The organism is Porphyromonas circumdentaria, assembly GCF_900167105.1.
Lineage (GTDB): Bacteria > Bacteroidota > Bacteroidia > Bacteroidales > Porphyromonadaceae > Porphyromonas > Porphyromonas circumdentaria.
Genome location: NZ_FUXE01000006.1, coordinates 1 through 14,446 on the forward strand (window position 1 = coordinate 1; position 14,446 = coordinate 14,446).

At 44.1% G+C, this 14,446-nt stretch carries 13 protein-coding genes; 11 read left to right on the top strand and 2 right to left on the bottom strand.

Annotated elements, in window-relative coordinates:
- Nucleotides 1–256 (bottom strand): transposase family protein (locus B5D06_RS03515; protein WP_143742603.1); only part of this gene is annotated, 256 nt, incomplete at its 3' end.
- Nucleotides 257–428: 172 nt separating this feature from the next.
- Between B5D06_RS03515 and B5D06_RS03520 the strand changes: the two genes are divergently transcribed.
- The 3 genes from B5D06_RS03520 to B5D06_RS03530 all read left to right on the top strand — a co-directional run bounded on the left by B5D06_RS03520 (nt 429) and on the right by B5D06_RS03530 (nt 3,123).
- Complete coding sequence (locus tag B5D06_RS03520) at nt 429–1,133, top strand: energy transducer TonB (protein WP_078736641.1); 705 nt, start codon at nt 429–431, stop codon at nt 1,131–1,133.
- 216 nt (nt 1,134–1,349) lie between these two features.
- Nucleotides 1,350–2,333, top strand: coding sequence for a polyprenyl synthetase family protein (locus B5D06_RS03525; protein WP_078736642.1), 984 nt, complete (start codon nt 1,350–1,352; stop codon nt 2,331–2,333).
- A gap of 10 nt (nt 2,334–2,343) precedes the next feature.
- Nucleotides 2,344–3,123, top strand: a complete 780-nt coding sequence (locus B5D06_RS03530; RefSeq protein WP_221416027.1) for a TatD family hydrolase — start codon at nt 2,344–2,346, stop codon at nt 3,121–3,123.
- Between the two features lie 21 nt (nt 3,124–3,144).
- Here the strand turns inward: B5D06_RS03530 and B5D06_RS03535 are convergent, their stop codons facing one another.
- Nucleotides 3,145–4,347 carry a leucine-rich repeat domain-containing protein gene (locus B5D06_RS03535; RefSeq protein ID WP_078736643.1) on the bottom strand — a complete coding sequence of 401 codons (1,203 nt, stop codon included), beginning with the start codon at nt 4,345–4,347 and terminating at the stop codon, nt 3,145–3,147.
- Nucleotides 4,348–4,907: 560 nt separating this feature from the next.
- Between B5D06_RS03535 and B5D06_RS03540 the strand changes: the two genes are divergently transcribed.
- From B5D06_RS03540 to B5D06_RS03575, 8 genes are all read left to right on the top strand, one after another.
- Entirely contained in the window at nt 4,908–7,061 is a 2,154-nt protein-coding gene (locus B5D06_RS03540; protein ID WP_078736644.1) for an ATP-dependent Clp protease ATP-binding subunit, read from the top strand.
- A 137-nt stretch (nt 7,062–7,198) separates the two neighbouring features.
- Nucleotides 7,199–8,479, top strand: coding sequence for a phosphopyruvate hydratase (eno, locus tag B5D06_RS03545; protein ID WP_078736645.1), 1,281 nt, complete (start codon nt 7,199–7,201; stop codon nt 8,477–8,479).
- 435 nt (nt 8,480–8,914) lie between these two features.
- Nucleotides 8,915–10,129, top strand: coding sequence for an aminotransferase class V-fold PLP-dependent enzyme (locus B5D06_RS03550; protein WP_078736646.1), 1,215 nt, complete (start codon nt 8,915–8,917; stop codon nt 10,127–10,129).
- Nucleotides 10,130–10,138: 9 nt separating this feature from the next.
- Nucleotides 10,139–10,735 carry a ribonuclease HII gene (locus B5D06_RS03555; RefSeq protein WP_143742606.1) on the top strand — a complete coding sequence of 199 codons (597 nt, stop codon included), beginning with the start codon at nt 10,139–10,141 and terminating at the stop codon, nt 10,733–10,735.
- 23 nt (nt 10,736–10,758) lie between these two features.
- Complete coding sequence (gene ribD, locus B5D06_RS03560; protein ID WP_078736648.1) at nt 10,759–11,763, top strand: bifunctional diaminohydroxyphosphoribosylaminopyrimidine deaminase/5-amino-6-(5-phosphoribosylamino)uracil reductase RibD; 1,005 nt, start codon at nt 10,759–10,761, stop codon at nt 11,761–11,763.
- A gap of 115 nt (nt 11,764–11,878) precedes the next feature.
- Nucleotides 11,879–12,334, top strand: coding sequence for a peroxiredoxin (locus tag B5D06_RS03565; protein ID WP_078736649.1), 456 nt, complete (start codon nt 11,879–11,881; stop codon nt 12,332–12,334).
- 3 nt (nt 12,335–12,337) lie between these two features.
- Nucleotides 12,338–13,399, top strand: a complete 1,062-nt coding sequence (gene recA / locus B5D06_RS03570) for a recombinase RecA (protein WP_078736650.1) — start codon at nt 12,338–12,340, stop codon at nt 13,397–13,399.
- 66 nt (nt 13,400–13,465) lie between these two features.
- Nucleotides 13,466–14,446, top strand: a complete 981-nt coding sequence (locus B5D06_RS03575) for a GNAT family N-acetyltransferase (RefSeq protein ID WP_078736651.1) — start codon at nt 13,466–13,468, stop codon at nt 14,444–14,446.

Genomic DNA, 14,446 nt, shown 5'->3' on the forward strand with positions numbered 1-14,446 from the left:
AGGCATAGAGAGACTGAGGCTCAATACGTTGGAGCACTCTTTCGAAAGTGTCTACACTCGGACAACCATTAGGCAACTCAACTAGTGGGCGAAGCGATTCTCCACGCTCTAAGCAAAGTTCATGCATCGACTCATAATCCTCGCCTCCACACAGATAACTCGCCAATGCAATTACTAGAATATCGCTCAACTTATGCTTGCAACGACCCACTACACGTGGGTCTTCTACATTAGAAAAATAATCTTGTATATCCATAACCCAAAGATAAGCCTATTTTGATGCGGTTGCCCTGAGCGATATATCTTCTTAGTCATCTATTTCTCTTGCAGAAATTTATTTTGAACTTGTTGTGCAGAGTTATTAGGATACAAGTAAAAAACTTTGTACTTTTGTGTTGCTATGTTTAGCTAATAAGATACATTAAAGTATGGAAGTAAAGAAATCACCCAAAGCAAATTTGGAACGTGGGAAAACACTCTCACTTCTGATGGGATTGGTACTCTCGCTTTCTATTGTGTTTGTTGCCCTTGAGTGGCATTCATCAAACGCAGATGATGGAAGAGTAGCCGACAGGCTTGATGTGGCAGACATGGAAGATGCTCTGTTCATTCCAGACACCCAAGAGCCACCACCACCAGAACCAGAAACTCCGGTACAACAAACGGTAGAAGTACAGCTCCCCGAAGAGTTTAAAGTCGTGGACAATGAAAAGGAAGTAGTCAAGATTGCTCTTGTCTCTGCTGACGAAAAGAGACCTCTTCCTCCCCCTGCTCCTGTAGTGACAGCTCCAGCACCTGTGGTAGAAGAGGAAGAACAAATCTTCGAGATCGTAGAAGAAGAGCCAGTTCCTCCAGGCGGAAGTCAGGAAGCTCTGCTGAAATGGGTTGCTCGCACGATTGTTTACCCAGAAATTGCAGCTGATAATGGTATCCAGGGACGTGTTATCGTACAGTTCGTTGTAGAGCGTGACGGTTCTATCAGTAAGGCTACGGTAGTAAGAGGAGTAGACCCCTCTCTTGACAAAGAGGCACTCCGTGTAGTGAACAAGATGGATAAGTGGAAGCCTGGTAAGCAAAGAGGAAAACCTGTTCGTGTGAAATATACTTTGCCTATCCAATTTAAACTCCAGTAATCCTCTAAACGGTAATTTAGAAAGCATAAGGCTTGAGAGGGTATTAATTCGGCAAAGGTCTTGTGCTATGAATAGTAAAAGAGGGAAAGTTCCTATAGAAAGAGCTTTCCCTCTTTTTTGAATCTCATGTTTTCTAATCTCATAAATTCAGCTACAGATTTCTTTCTTTCCCCAGAATCCTCAAACAATCATTTCTTAAAGAGTCCCTAATATATTATGACTTTAGATATTGCACATTTAGCCCAAACGGTAGAAAAAGAACTTTTCAACTTTTTAGCCACCTATAAACAGCCAGAAGGGCTTTACCAACCTATACAATATGCATTGGAGGGAGGAGGAAAGCGTCTTCGCCCCGTACTCACTCTCTTGGCTAACCGAATGGTAGGGGGGAGAGAAGAAGAGGTTTTGCCAGCTGCAATCGCTTTGGAGATATTTCACAACTTTACTCTCCTGCACGACGATGTGATGGACAACTCTCTTTTGAGAAGAGGTCGCCCCTCTGTTCCCGCAGAGTATGGTCTCTCTGCTGCGATTCTCTCGGGCGATGCCATGTTTGCCTTAGCTTATAAAGCCCTTATGCAACTACCTCGAGAATATATTGTAGAGGCCATGCGCCACTTTACCAATATGTCTATTGGTATTATGGAAGGGCAGCAGTGGGATATGGACTTTGAGTGGCGAGAAAAGGTTGCTATGGAAGAGTATATCCGCATGATACATAATAAAACTGCAGTTCTTTTAGGGGCAGCGTTGCAGATAGGCGGATATGTTGGGGGAGCTTCTACGCCAGTGACCGAAGATCTCTATCAGGTAGGAATTGATATGGGTATTGCTTTCCAACTTAAAGATGACTATTTGGATGTATATGGCGATGAAAAGGTATTTGGTAAACCTATCGGTGGCGATATAGAGGAGAACAAAAAGACGTGGTTGCTCATAAAAGCGAGGGAGATAGCCTCTTTGCGAAAGGAGCAAGAGGTTTTGGAGCTAGCTCTCGGTATAACTTCTTCCAAAAAAGAGAAATATGATGCTGTGCGTGCCATCTATGACCGCTACGAGATAGACCGTTTGGTTAAAAAGGAGATTCTCTTTTACTCCAATAGAGCCGATAAAAAACTCTTATCCATTCCCAATTTAGAAGAAACATCGATGCAACTTCTCCAGAGTTTGATACACACTTTGGCCGAACGGTCCATCTAACGAATCGAATATGCTACGAATAGCAGACTCACACACACATATATTTGATGAAGCCTTTGATCTGGATGGAGATGAGATGGTGTCGCGAGCATTGAGTAGGGGGGTAGAAAAGATGCTACTCCCCAATATCGACCTCGATACACTCTCTGCTCTATGGGCTACGCACAGCCGTTTCCCCGACTTGACAGATATAGCCATAGGCATACACCCTACTTCTATAACTTCATCTTACAAAGAAGATGTACAAAAGATAGCCCTCCAATTAAAAGAAGGCCTACACGGATGTGTCGCCATTGGAGAGATTGGGCTTGATTATTATTGGGATAAAACATTCTATACCGAGCAACAAAAAGCCTTACACCTACAGATAGAGCTTGCTTTGGAACATTGTCTACCCATTGTTTTGCACACCAGAGAGGCGCATAAAGAGATGCTACAATGCATCGCTTCTTACGATGAGACATCGTTGAAAGGTGTGTTTCATAGCTTCACGGGTACGGAAGAGGAACTAAAAGAACTCCTCTCTTTCGAGAGGTTTTATATCGGGATAAATGGTGTTGTTACCTTTAAGAAGTCGCCCTTGCGCGAGTTTATCGCCCAAATTCCCTTGGAGCGGTTACTGGTAGAGACGGATGCTCCCTATCTGGCTCCTACTCCTTATAGAGGAAAAAGGAACGAACCCTCTTACATTATCAATACGTTGCAAGAGATTGCTCATGCGTACCAAAAACCGTTGGAAGAGATTGCAGAGGCAACTTATAGCAATTATCTTAGATTATTCCACGCCTAAAGAGCAGGCTTTTTACTCCAATCAGGGCTGGTTGGCACAAATCACCTTATAAGTTTTATCTTTTATACGCAGGAGGTACGTCCCAGGTAATAGGGCGTGCCCTCCGCTGTGGGATAATACTTTTACTAATATCCCATCCCTATCGAATAGTCTTGCCTCTCGCACCCCATCGGGGAGGGTTAGATAGAGCATTCTGTCCAATAAGTAAAAGGGTAGGCTATCTTCGCCCTCTTGCATAAAATACTCTTCTAAAACGTCCATACTTTCAAGAGTCGCAAAGTGTTTTTTCCAAAACTCATCTCCTGCATAAAGGGACAAGGTGGTAGAGGGAACGTAAAGGTGTGCAGGCCGACGGGTAACTAAAAACCGAGGGTTTCCTTCAAATTGAGGGGGAAAATTGCTTCGCATCACTAAAGTATCTACGGGACTATAACGCCACACATTCTCTCCTAAAGCTTCAATGGTAGAGGGTAGCTCTATGGTAGTAAGAGAGGGGCACTCTGCAAAAGCCTCTTGGGCAATATAGCGAACGCCTTTGGGGATAATTAGTTTTTGGATGTAGGGATTGTTGGCGAAGGCAGAGGGAGCTATAGCAACGATTTCTTCGGGCAATAAAGGTTGTGCATAGATAGCCCCTGTGGGGTAGTAAAGTAATTCCTTTCTATCAAGATTGACCAAAGCCCCTTTCTCAATGGCAAGGAATGGAGAGTCTTCGGCTACCTCTACACGATCCAAACGCATACAGCGGAGGAAAGGAGACGCCACAAGGCGCAACGAAGCGGGTAGATAGATCTCCGTCAGGGCACAATCAATAAAGGCAGCCCGCGCTAAGTATTCCAAGCGATTGTTCAGGTAGATCTTCTTCAGTGCCATACAGTAGAAAGCTCCCTCTTCTACCGCCCGAAGGGTTGGGGGGAGGATTAACTCCTCGATGGTATAATCCGCTACCATCTGTCCCAAACTATCTAACGCATGAAAGGCATAGGCTCCGATAGTATCTATTTTACTCAAAACGGGGTCCGTGCCCATGTTTATTTTGCTTTGGTCTCCCTTCCAGAGTACGAGTGTACGTCCCGAGGGGCTTAATTCATAGCTTTGGCGGGGGATTGCCAACGTAACCTCTACGTGTTGCTGTTCGTGGGCTGTAAGGAAATTACTCCAAATTAAAAGTGCTCCAAAGAGCCCTTGTAAAAATAGTTTTATATGTAAACGATATTGACCCATAATACGTTACTTGTTTTTTGTTCTTTCCGCGAGGGGAGAGAGGTGCATAAACTTCCTGAGTACAAATATACTTAGAATATCAAATTCTTGCTCTTCGGGGAGTTGGTGTGAATACCTTTCTTTTACTCCTTACCATTGCAGAGCTTCCAGCCTTTCTGTAGAAAATAGTTTTGTCTCCATATAAAGTTTTGATAAACAGAGGGTAATTCCTGTTTCCTTTTGACATGTTCTTTATTTTTAGATTGAGTATATATATATTAAGATTGAAAATATATATATTCAATCTACGTATATATATATTTAATCTGCAAATAGAGATTTCCTCATATCCTTATGAATTATAGCTAAGGAGAAAACTCTTTTTTAGAGGGGTGTAATGTCTCAATAGGTAAGCGTCGTACTGAGTTACTTGCTATGCCCTTTTGTTTTTTTCTTGGCTCATTTTGAAGAATATTTCGGACAAAAAGTCTTATTTCGATGTTGTTTTGGTCATTTTGGCATAAAAACTACGTTGGGTATTGCTCTTGTATATCTTTTTGTAAACAATAAAAAAGAAAGCTATGAACAACAACCAACAAAACAATCAACAAGAAGCCTTGAGCAAATATGCACGCGATTTGTGTCAAGCCGCTTCGGAGAGCAAACTCGACCCTGTAATCGGTCGAGATGATGAGATTAGGCGTATGTTGCAAATCCTTTCACGAAGAACGAAGAATAATCCTATATTAATAGGGGAGCCTGGAGTGGGAAAAACCGCTATCGTAGAGGGGTTGGCGCATCGTATTGTACGAGGAGACGTGCCAGAGAATTTGAAAGGGAAAAAAATCTACTCTCTTGATATGGGAGCCCTTATAGCAGGGGCAAAATACCAAGGAGAGTTTGAGGAGCGTCTCAAAGGAGTTATTAAAGAGGTTATCGATAGCCAGGGCGGGATAATACTCTTCATTGATGAAATTCACACCTTAGTTGGTGCTGGGGGTGGTGCAAGCTCTTTGGATGCAGCCAATATCCTCAAACCAGCTTTGGCACGTGGAGAGTTGCGAGCTATTGGGGCAACTACGTTGGATGAGTACAGAAAGTATTTCGAGGTAGATAAAGCTTTGGAGCGTCGTTTCCAAATGGTTATGGTCGAGGAGCCTGATGAGTTGGCCTCCATATCTATATTAAGAGGGCTAAAAGAGCGTTACGAAAACCATCATAAGGTGCGCATCTTAGACGAAGCGTTGCTTGCTGCTGTTCACTTGTCGCATAGGTACATAACGGATCGCTTCCTGCCTGATAAGGCCATCGACTTGGTAGACGAGGCAGCTGCTCGTTTGCGTATTCAAATCGACTCTATGCCCGAGGAGTTGGACGAGATAAGTAGACGTATCAAACAGTTGGAAATTGAGCGAGAAGCGATTAAAAAGGAGAACGACGAACCTAAGTTGGAGCAACTATCTGCCGATATATCTCTTTTGAAAGAGCGTGAAGAGGCACTCTCAAAGCGTTGGAAGGCAGAGAAAGAGATTATCAATGCCATTCAACAAAGGAAAATAGAGAAAGAGCAACTCGCTCAAGAAGCCGAGCGTGCCGAGCGTGATGGAGATTATGGCAAAGTAGCCGAGATAAGGTATGGTAAGATGGAGGCTTTGACCCGTGCTATCGAAGAGGAAAATGCTCGATTGGAGGCACTGCGCAACGGAGAGGGTATGATCAAAGAGGTTGTTTCTTCCGATGATATAGCCGATATCGTTGCTAAGTGGACGGGTATACCTATCAGTCGTATGCTCCGTAGCGAGCGTGAGAAACTTCTTACCCTTGAGGAAGAACTGCACAAGAGAGTGGTGGGGCAGGACGACGCTATACGTGCCGTCTCGGATGCTATACGTCGCTCACGAGCAGGTTTGCAAGACCCTAAGCGTCCTATCGGTAGTTTCATATTCTTAGGTACTACGGGGGTGGGAAAGACAGAGTTGGCGAAAGCCTTGGCAGAGTGTCTCTTTGATGATGAAAATATGATGACGCGTATCGATATGAGTGAGTATCAAGAGAAGTTTGCCGCTACGCGCTTAATCGGTGCCCCTCCTGGATATGTAGGGTATGATGAGGGGGGACAACTCACAGAGGCTATTCGTCGCAAACCCTATTCGGTCGTTCTTTTCGATGAGATAGAGAAGGCGCATCCCGATGTCTTTAACCTCTTGCTACAAGTGCTTGATGATGGTCGTCTTACCGATAATAAGGGACATGTGGTGAACTTTAAGAATACAATCATCATCATGACCTCCAACTTGGGCAGCCATATCCTCAGTGAAAGGATGGGCGATAGTAACGATGCGCACGGTGCCGAAGCCATGGAGCAATCCAAACAGGAGGTACTTACGCTTCTAAAGCGTACTATGCGCCCAGAGTTTCTCAACCGTATCGATGAAATTGTCGTGTTTAATCCGCTTAACAGAGAGGAGATACACACTATTGTGCGTTTGCAACTTGAGGGCATTGCACGTCAGCTCAAAAATAACGGCATAGAGTTGCGCTATACAGATCAAGCCTTGGAGCATCTATCTTCTATGGGATACAGTCCAGAGTTTGGGGCAAGAGCCTTGAAGCGCGTGTTGCAGCGTGAGGTGCTCAATGAGCTTTCCAAAGCACTCTTGGCGGGTACGATTGTAAACGAACGCCCTATAACGGTCGAACTTTCTGAAGATAAAAAGATTATATTCAAGAACTAAGCCTAAAACAGATACCTCTTACCTACTTCTGGGTGGGTAAGAGGTATTCTTTTGCTTGAGGTTATTCTCTATTCATAAATAAGGAGTAACTTTGTGGGGAACAAAACGTAAAGAGAAAATAAATAACATCAATCATTATGGAGATTGTGAAAATTACAGGTCGTGAGATATTGGACTCACGTGGTAACCCTACGGTAGAGGTAGAGGTTGTGTTGGATAGCGGATTTATTGGTCGTGCAGCGGTGCCCAGTGGTGCCTCTACAGGAGAACATGAAGCAATAGAGTTGCGAGATGGCGATAAGAAACGTTACCTCGGCAAGGGAGTGCTTAAGGCTGTTGAGAATGTAAACGAAATTATAGCTCCTGCACTCTTCGGTATGTCTGCTTTGGACCAAAGAGCTATTGACCAGAAGCTTATCGAGTTGGATGGTACTAAGACGAAATCTAACCTCGGGGCTAATGCTATGTTAGGTGTTTCTCTTGCGGTTGCAAAGGCTGCTGCTGCCGAGCTGGATATTCCTCTCTATCGTTATATTGGAGGCACCAATGCGTATGTACTCCCCATTCCTATGATGAATATCATCAATGGAGGTTCTCATAGTGATGCACCTATCGCGTTCCAAGAGTTTATGATCCGCCCTGTGGGGGCTTGTTGTTTCCGCGAAGGTCTTCGTATGGGAGCAGAGGTTTTCCATGCTTTGAAGAAAGTGTTGCACGGGCGAGGCTTAAGCACCGCAGTAGGTGATGAGGGAGGTTTTGCTCCTGCACTTGAGGGTACAGAAGATGCTCTTAACAGCATTATCGAGGCTATCCGCACAGCAGGTTATGAGCCAGGAAAAGATATTACTATCGCTCTTGACTGTGCTTCCAGCGAGTTCTTCAAAGATGGTATCTATGACTACTCTAAGTTTGAGGGTGCTAATGGTGCCAAGCGTAGTATTGATGAGCAGGTAGCTTACCTCAAGCAGTTGACAGAAAAGTACCCTATCGATTCTATCGAGGATGGAATGTCTGAAAACGATTGGGACGGATGGAAGAAACTTACTGAGGCTATTGGTGGCAAGTGTCAGCTCGTAGGGGACGACCTCTTCGTAACCAATGTTGAGTTCCTCCGTCGTGGTATCGCAGAGGGTTGTGCAAATTCTATCCTCATTAAGGTAAACCAAATCGGTACCCTTAGCGAAACGTTGGATGCTATCGATATGGCACACCGTCACGGATATACATCGGTTACATCACACCGCTCGGGAGAAACGGAAGATACAACTATTGCAGACATCGCCGTAGCTACCAACTCTGGACAGATTAAGACGGGCTCTTTGAGCCGTACAGACCGTATTGCTAAGTACAACCAATTACTCCGTATCGAGGAAGAATTGGGTGAACGTGCAGTGTACGGTTACAAGCGTATCCGCTAATAACGAACTTCCCATCAGAGGCTCTCTACGGTCTCTGTTCAGTTTGACTATAGGAAAGACCATAGCTCCTTATTGGGGCTGTGGTTTTTTTTGCTCCAAGCGGGTGTTTGAGTGTAGATAAAAAAGTTTTGCAAATAGCCTCTGAGGAAGGGGAGCTAAGATCGATACCCCCATACGTACACATTGTTATTGTAGAAGTTACATGTTCGTATTCGAATAGTTTGTGATTAGTTCTTTGTGACTGCCTAAAAAGAGGAAGAGCGTTACTCTTGTTTTTTATGTCTTTCATCTTTCAGAAAAGGTTTGTGTTACGAAGCTTGGTGTTTCTTTCTCCTCTTTTGGCATATTGCCATTGCAAAACCCCTATACATTCACTAATTTTGGAGTGATTATCCCTGACCTGTGTCATTGTAAATACAAGATGTAAGCAACAAAATGAATTACGATATACATAAAGTAAGAGCAGACTTTCCGATATTAAACCGATCAGATCTAACGCGTCCGTGGGTTTATTTAGATAGTGCTGCAACCACCCAGAAGCCTCAGTGCGTAATTGATAGTATTAACTGGTCGTATCAATCGTGCAATGCTAACGTGCATCGAGGGGTGTATAAGATGAGTAGGGAGGCAACGGAACGACACGAATCGGCTCGTTTGCGCATAGCAGAGTTTATAGGGGCTACATCAGAAGAGGTCATCTTTACAAGAGGTACTACCGAGAGTATCAACTTGGTGGCAAGTACGTATGGGGCTACTTTTATTGGGCAGGGAGATGAAATCGTTATATCTGCCATGGAGCATCACTCCAATTTGGTGCCTTGGCAACAGTTAGCACTACGCAAAGGTGCTACGCTACGAGTGGCACCCCTTAGAGCAGATGGCTCTTTAGATGTTGAAGCCTACAAATCGCTTTTGACGAAAAAAACTCGTTTTGTGGCTATCACTCACATTAGTAATGTATTGGGTAGCATCAATCCGATAAAAGAACTTATAGAAGAGGCGCATAAGGTAGGGGCAAAAATCCTTATCGATGGAGCGCAAGCAATAGCGCATAGTCGGGTAAATGTGCGAGAACTCGATTGTGATTTCTATGTCTTCTCGGGGCATAAAATGTATGCCCCAACGGGGATTGGCGTACTCTACGGTAAAAAGGCTCTTTTGGAGGAGATGCCCCCCTATCACTTCGGGGGAGAGATGATAGAGAAAGTTACTTTTGAGTGCACTACTTTTAACAAGTTACCCTACAAGTTTGAGGCAGGTACACCCGATTATGTTGGCTCTGTGGCTTTGGCTACAGCCATTGATTATATAGAGAGTATCGGTATAGAGACAATCGCAGCTTACGAAACCAGTCTATTGACCTATGCGATGGAGCAACTTTCTACGATTGAGGGTATACGTCTCATTGGCACGGCCAAGGAGAAGAGCGGAGTCATCTCTTTTGTAGCAGAGCAGGCCCATCCTTATGATATCTGTTTGCTTTTAGACGAATTGGGCTTTGCGCTCCGCTCGGGGCATCATTGTGCCGAACCTCTACTTGATTTGCTCGGTCTCTCCTCTACGCTTAGAGCCTCTTTTGCGCTCTACAATACGATGGAAGAGATTGATGCTTTGGTCGTGGCTTTACGTAAGGTGTTACGCCTCTTTTAAGGGATGGGCATGTCGGGAGAGGTAGCTTCTTTATCGCTTCGTTTTCAAGCCGATACTCTCTTGGAGTGTGGTTGTGACGAGGCAGGACGAGGCCCTTTGGCGGGAGATGTTTTTGCCGCTGCAGTCATTTTACCAGAGGGCTTTTTTTTAGAGGGGCTTAATGACTCCAAGAAGATTAGTGAGCGCAAACGCTTACAGCTACGCCCCGTAATAGAGCAGACTGCCTTGGCGTGGGGTATAGGGCGCGTATCTGCTCAGGAAATCGATGAGCTAAATATACTTCGAGCCTCTTTTCTCGCGATGCATAGGGCTATTGATGCTATGGCATTGCGCCCTGACCGCTTACTTATCGATGGGAATAGGTTTACGCCTTACAGGGATACTCCCCACCACTGTATCGTAAAGGGAGATGCGAAGTTTATGGCGATTGCTGCTGCGTCGATATTGGCAAAAACCTATCGAGACGAGTATATGCAAGCCGCAGCTCTTCGCTATCCAGGTTATGGATGGGAAGAGAATAAGGGGTATCCTACACCGCAACATTGCAAGGCCATAAAGGAGTTGGGACTAACTCCTTTGCACCGCTTATCTTTCACGGTAAAATAATTGGGCTAAAGCTATCGTTTTTTATGACTTCTCAAGATGAACTCTTTATGCAGCGCTGTTTAGACATCGCTCTTTGGGCAGAGGGTAAGACTTCGCCCAATCCGATGGTCGGGGCTGTCTTGGTATATAATAATCGTATAATAGGGGAGGGGTTTCATCAAAAGGCAGGTGCTCCACATGCAGAGGTTAACTGCTTTGCCTCGGTGAAAGCAGAAGATGAAGTTTTCCTACCTCATAGCACTCTCTACGTTAGTTTAGAACCTTGCTCCCATTTTGGTAAAACGCCTCCTTGTGTGGATTTAGTCTTGAAGAAAGGAGTGCGTAGGGTAGTGGTAGCTATGAAAGACCCTTTCCCGCAGGTCGCGGGGAGGGGGATTCAAAAACTGCGAAACAATGGGGTGGAAGTCGTTTGTGGTGTGTTGGAAGAGCAAGCAGAGTATCTCAACCGTTTCTTTCTTACTGCCGTTCGCAAAAAACGTCCCTATGTAACCTTGAAGTGGGCAGAGAGCGAAGATGGATATATTGATAGTTTGCGCACCTCTCCAGAAGAGCCTCCTTTTGTGCTTAGCACTCCTTTGCGTCAGCGTGAAGTGCATAGATTGCGCGCAATACATGATGCTATATTGGTGGGGCGCAATACGGTGGTATGGGACAATCCGAAGCTAACCAATCGATATTGGTCGGGGAAATCTCCTATAAGGATTGTCTTAGATAAGCAGCTATCTTTACTGAAAACGGGAACTTACCATCTTTTTGTACCTAATGATGTCCCCACATGGATAGTAGTAGCTCCCGATGCCGACACCTCTTTGCTTCCCTCTTATTTAAGAGCTATTCGTTGGGATTCGGAGCGGGGGGAACTATCACAGCTTTTAGAGGAATTGAAAAGACAGGGGATACAATCGCTTCTGGTTGAAGGTGGGGCATATACGCTGCAGGCTTTTATAGACCAAAATTTATACGATGCGATTGACCGTGAGGTTGCTCCTCTGTTACTGAAAGAGGGGGTGAAAGCTCCTCTTTTGTAATCTTTTTGCTTTTTCCTTTCTCTGTATATCGCAGTTGTTTCTATACTTCGAAGTCTTGTAAAAAGTCTTTTGAAACAGACTTTTAATTGTATCTTTGTGATAAACAATATGAACTATGAACGTTGGAGATAAAGTACCAGAAATTCTGGGATTGGATCAGGAGGGTAACATGCTTAAAAGTAGTGATTTTTTAGGCTCTCCTTGGGTTTTATATTTCTATCCGAAAGATAATACATCGGGCTGTACAGCAGAGGCTTGTTCCTTAAGAGATAACATAGAACTTTTGGCGGAAAAAGGCTGTAAAATAGTCGGTGTAAGCAAGGACTCTGCACGCTCTCATCAGAAGTTTATCGAAGAACATAAACTGCCTTTCCCCCTAATTGCAGACGTAGAGCATACATTGCAAGAGCAGATGGGTGTTTGGGTAAAGAAATCGATGTATGGAAGAGAGTATATGGGTACAGAACGTACCACTTTTATTATAGATAGAGAGGGTGTGATTGCCTTTGTTTTCCGTGGAAAAGAGATAAAAACAAAAGAACACGCAGCTCAGATACTTAAAGCATTATAAATTATGAGTACCGATACAACAAACCCTGCTACTTCTAAACCTGCCGAAAAGAGCAAACCAGAGGTAGACAAAAATAAATTGGAAGCCCTCAAGGCTACCATGGAGCGCATCGAAAAAAGTTTTGGTAAGGGTGCTATTATGAACCTTGCCAATGGACATGCAGAAAACATTAGTGTGATTCCCTCTGGAAGCCTTTCTGTTGATTTGGCTTTAGGCGTGGGTGGGTACCCACGTGGGCGAATTATAGAGATCTTTGGACCAGAGTCTTCTGGTAAAACTACTTTGGCTATACATGCCATTGCAGAGGCTCAAAAGTTAGGCGGCTTAGCTGCTATTGTTGATGCCGAACATGCTTTTGACCCCGCTTATGCTGCCAATTTAGGTGTAGATGTAGAGCGACTATGGATTTCTCAACCCGACAACGGGGAGCAGGCTTTGGAAATAGCCGAGCAGTTGATACGTTCTTCTGCCGTTGATATAGTAGTTATAGACTCCGTGGCGGCTCTAACTCCCAAGGCCGAGATTGAGGGCGATATGGGAGACAAAAACGTGGGACTTCAAGCACGTTTGATGTCGCAAGCCCTGCGTAAGATGACGGGTGCTGTGAGTAAGTCGAATGCTGTGTGCATTTTTATCAATCAGCTGCGCGATAAAATAGGGGTTACTTATGGTAATCCAGAAACAACCACAGGAGGAAACGCTCTTAAGTTCTACTCTTCTATTCGTATTGATATCCGTAAGAAAGGATCGGGTGCATTGAAAAATGGAGAGGACATATATGGCTATGAAACAAGAGTCAAGGTGGTGAAAAATAAGGTTGCTCCTCCTTTCCGCACCGCTGACTTCGAAATTATTTTTGGAGAGGGTATTTCTTTGGAAAGCGAGATTATTAACATCGCAACAGACCTGGATATTCTTAAAAAGAGCGGTTCTTGGTACAGCTATGAAGGGGCGAAATTAGGGCAGGGTAAGGAAGCAATACGCACGCTCTTAAAAGATAATCCCGAGTTAAGGGAAGAGTTGCGCGAAAAAATTCTTCAAGCTATAAAAGAGTCTAATAAGTAATAAGGATATTTCCTTAGAAATAATTTAGAGTAGTTGCCCTATACTCGCTTGCTATTGATTCTTTGAATGCCCTACTCAGAGGTCGTTTTAGATAGAAAACGTTACGAAGAGTTTGTCTCGGAAAACCCGCAGACAACCTCTTTGTATTATATGCCCTGGTGGCTTGATGCTATGGTAGGAAAAGAGGGGTGGAAGCCTTATACTATATCCTCCTCGGCTACTTGGGCGGTAATACCTGTTTTTCAACCTGTGGGTAATTTGGTGATAACTCCTCCCTATTCTCAATCGGGAGGCATCGTTTATCACTCTTCTTTGTCGGGGAGGTATCGCAATGATCATAAAGTCTTTGTTAAGCGAAGGCAGCTTTTAGAGTCTTTCTTAGAGTCTCATAGCGACAAACGATTTTTTAGGCTTCCCTTTTCTTCCGATTTTTCAGATTGGTTGCCCTTTTATTGGAGGGGATATTCTTCTTCGGTGCGTTATACTTATCAGCTTTCTCTCTGTGAAGAGAGAGATTTGCTACGAAGAGAGAGTAGTCATATCCGACAAAAGGTGGTAACTGCCGAGAAGAACGGATGGGTTTATTCAGAAGAAATTGCGAGCCAAGAGTTTTTTAAGCACCTGAAAGATCTCTACAAAAGACGAAATATTTCTCTTCTTTTGCTCCCTTCTTTAGAAAGAGGAGTAACAGAGAGCCTTGCTCTCCAGCAAGGATTTATTGCAGGGATAACTTCTGCCGATGGAGTACTTTTGGCATCTGCTTTTGTAGCCTTGTCTTGTGAAACAGCCTATTTGATAGCAACGGCTACGCATCCCGAAGTTAAGGATAGTAGCCCTACGGCTTATCTTTTGCACAGAGTGTTACTTTCTCTCTATGAGCGGGGAGTTCTTTTATTTGACTTTGAAGGTTCTATGATTAAGGGGGTCGAGTTTCTTTTTCGCTCTTTTTCTTCCACACAAATACCTTTTATTGAAGTCTCTAAGGGGAATATGAGCATTGCTCAAAAAGTTAGACTAAGACACTACTATTTAAGAGCTAATTCTTGA

Coding starts and splice junctions, on each gene's coding strand:
- recA (WP_078736650.1), top strand. CDS start 12,338: ATGAGTACCGATACAACAAACCCTGCTACTTCTAAACCTGCCGAAAAG.
- B5D06_RS03540 (WP_078736644.1), top strand. CDS start 4,908: ATGAACAACAACCAACAAAACAATCAACAAGAAGCCTTGAGCAAATAT.
- B5D06_RS03530 (WP_221416027.1), top strand. CDS start 2,344: ATGCTACGAATAGCAGACTCACACACACATATATTTGATGAAGCCTTT.
- ribD (WP_078736648.1), top strand. CDS start 10,759: ATGACTTCTCAAGATGAACTCTTTATGCAGCGCTGTTTAGACATCGCT.
- B5D06_RS03575 (WP_078736651.1), top strand. CDS start 13,466: ATGCCCTACTCAGAGGTCGTTTTAGATAGAAAACGTTACGAAGAGTTT.
- B5D06_RS03555 (WP_143742606.1), top strand. CDS start 10,139: ATGTCGGGAGAGGTAGCTTCTTTATCGCTTCGTTTTCAAGCCGATACT.
- B5D06_RS03550 (WP_078736646.1), top strand. CDS start 8,915: ATGAATTACGATATACATAAAGTAAGAGCAGACTTTCCGATATTAAAC.
- eno (WP_078736645.1), top strand. CDS start 7,199: ATGGAGATTGTGAAAATTACAGGTCGTGAGATATTGGACTCACGTGGT.
- B5D06_RS03565 (WP_078736649.1), top strand. CDS start 11,879: ATGAACGTTGGAGATAAAGTACCAGAAATTCTGGGATTGGATCAGGAG.
- B5D06_RS03535 (WP_078736643.1), bottom strand. CDS start 4,347: ATGGGTCAATATCGTTTACATATAAAACTATTTTTACAAGGGCTCTTT.
- B5D06_RS03525 (WP_078736642.1), top strand. CDS start 1,350: ATGACTTTAGATATTGCACATTTAGCCCAAACGGTAGAAAAAGAACTT.
- B5D06_RS03520 (WP_078736641.1), top strand. CDS start 429: ATGGAAGTAAAGAAATCACCCAAAGCAAATTTGGAACGTGGGAAAACA.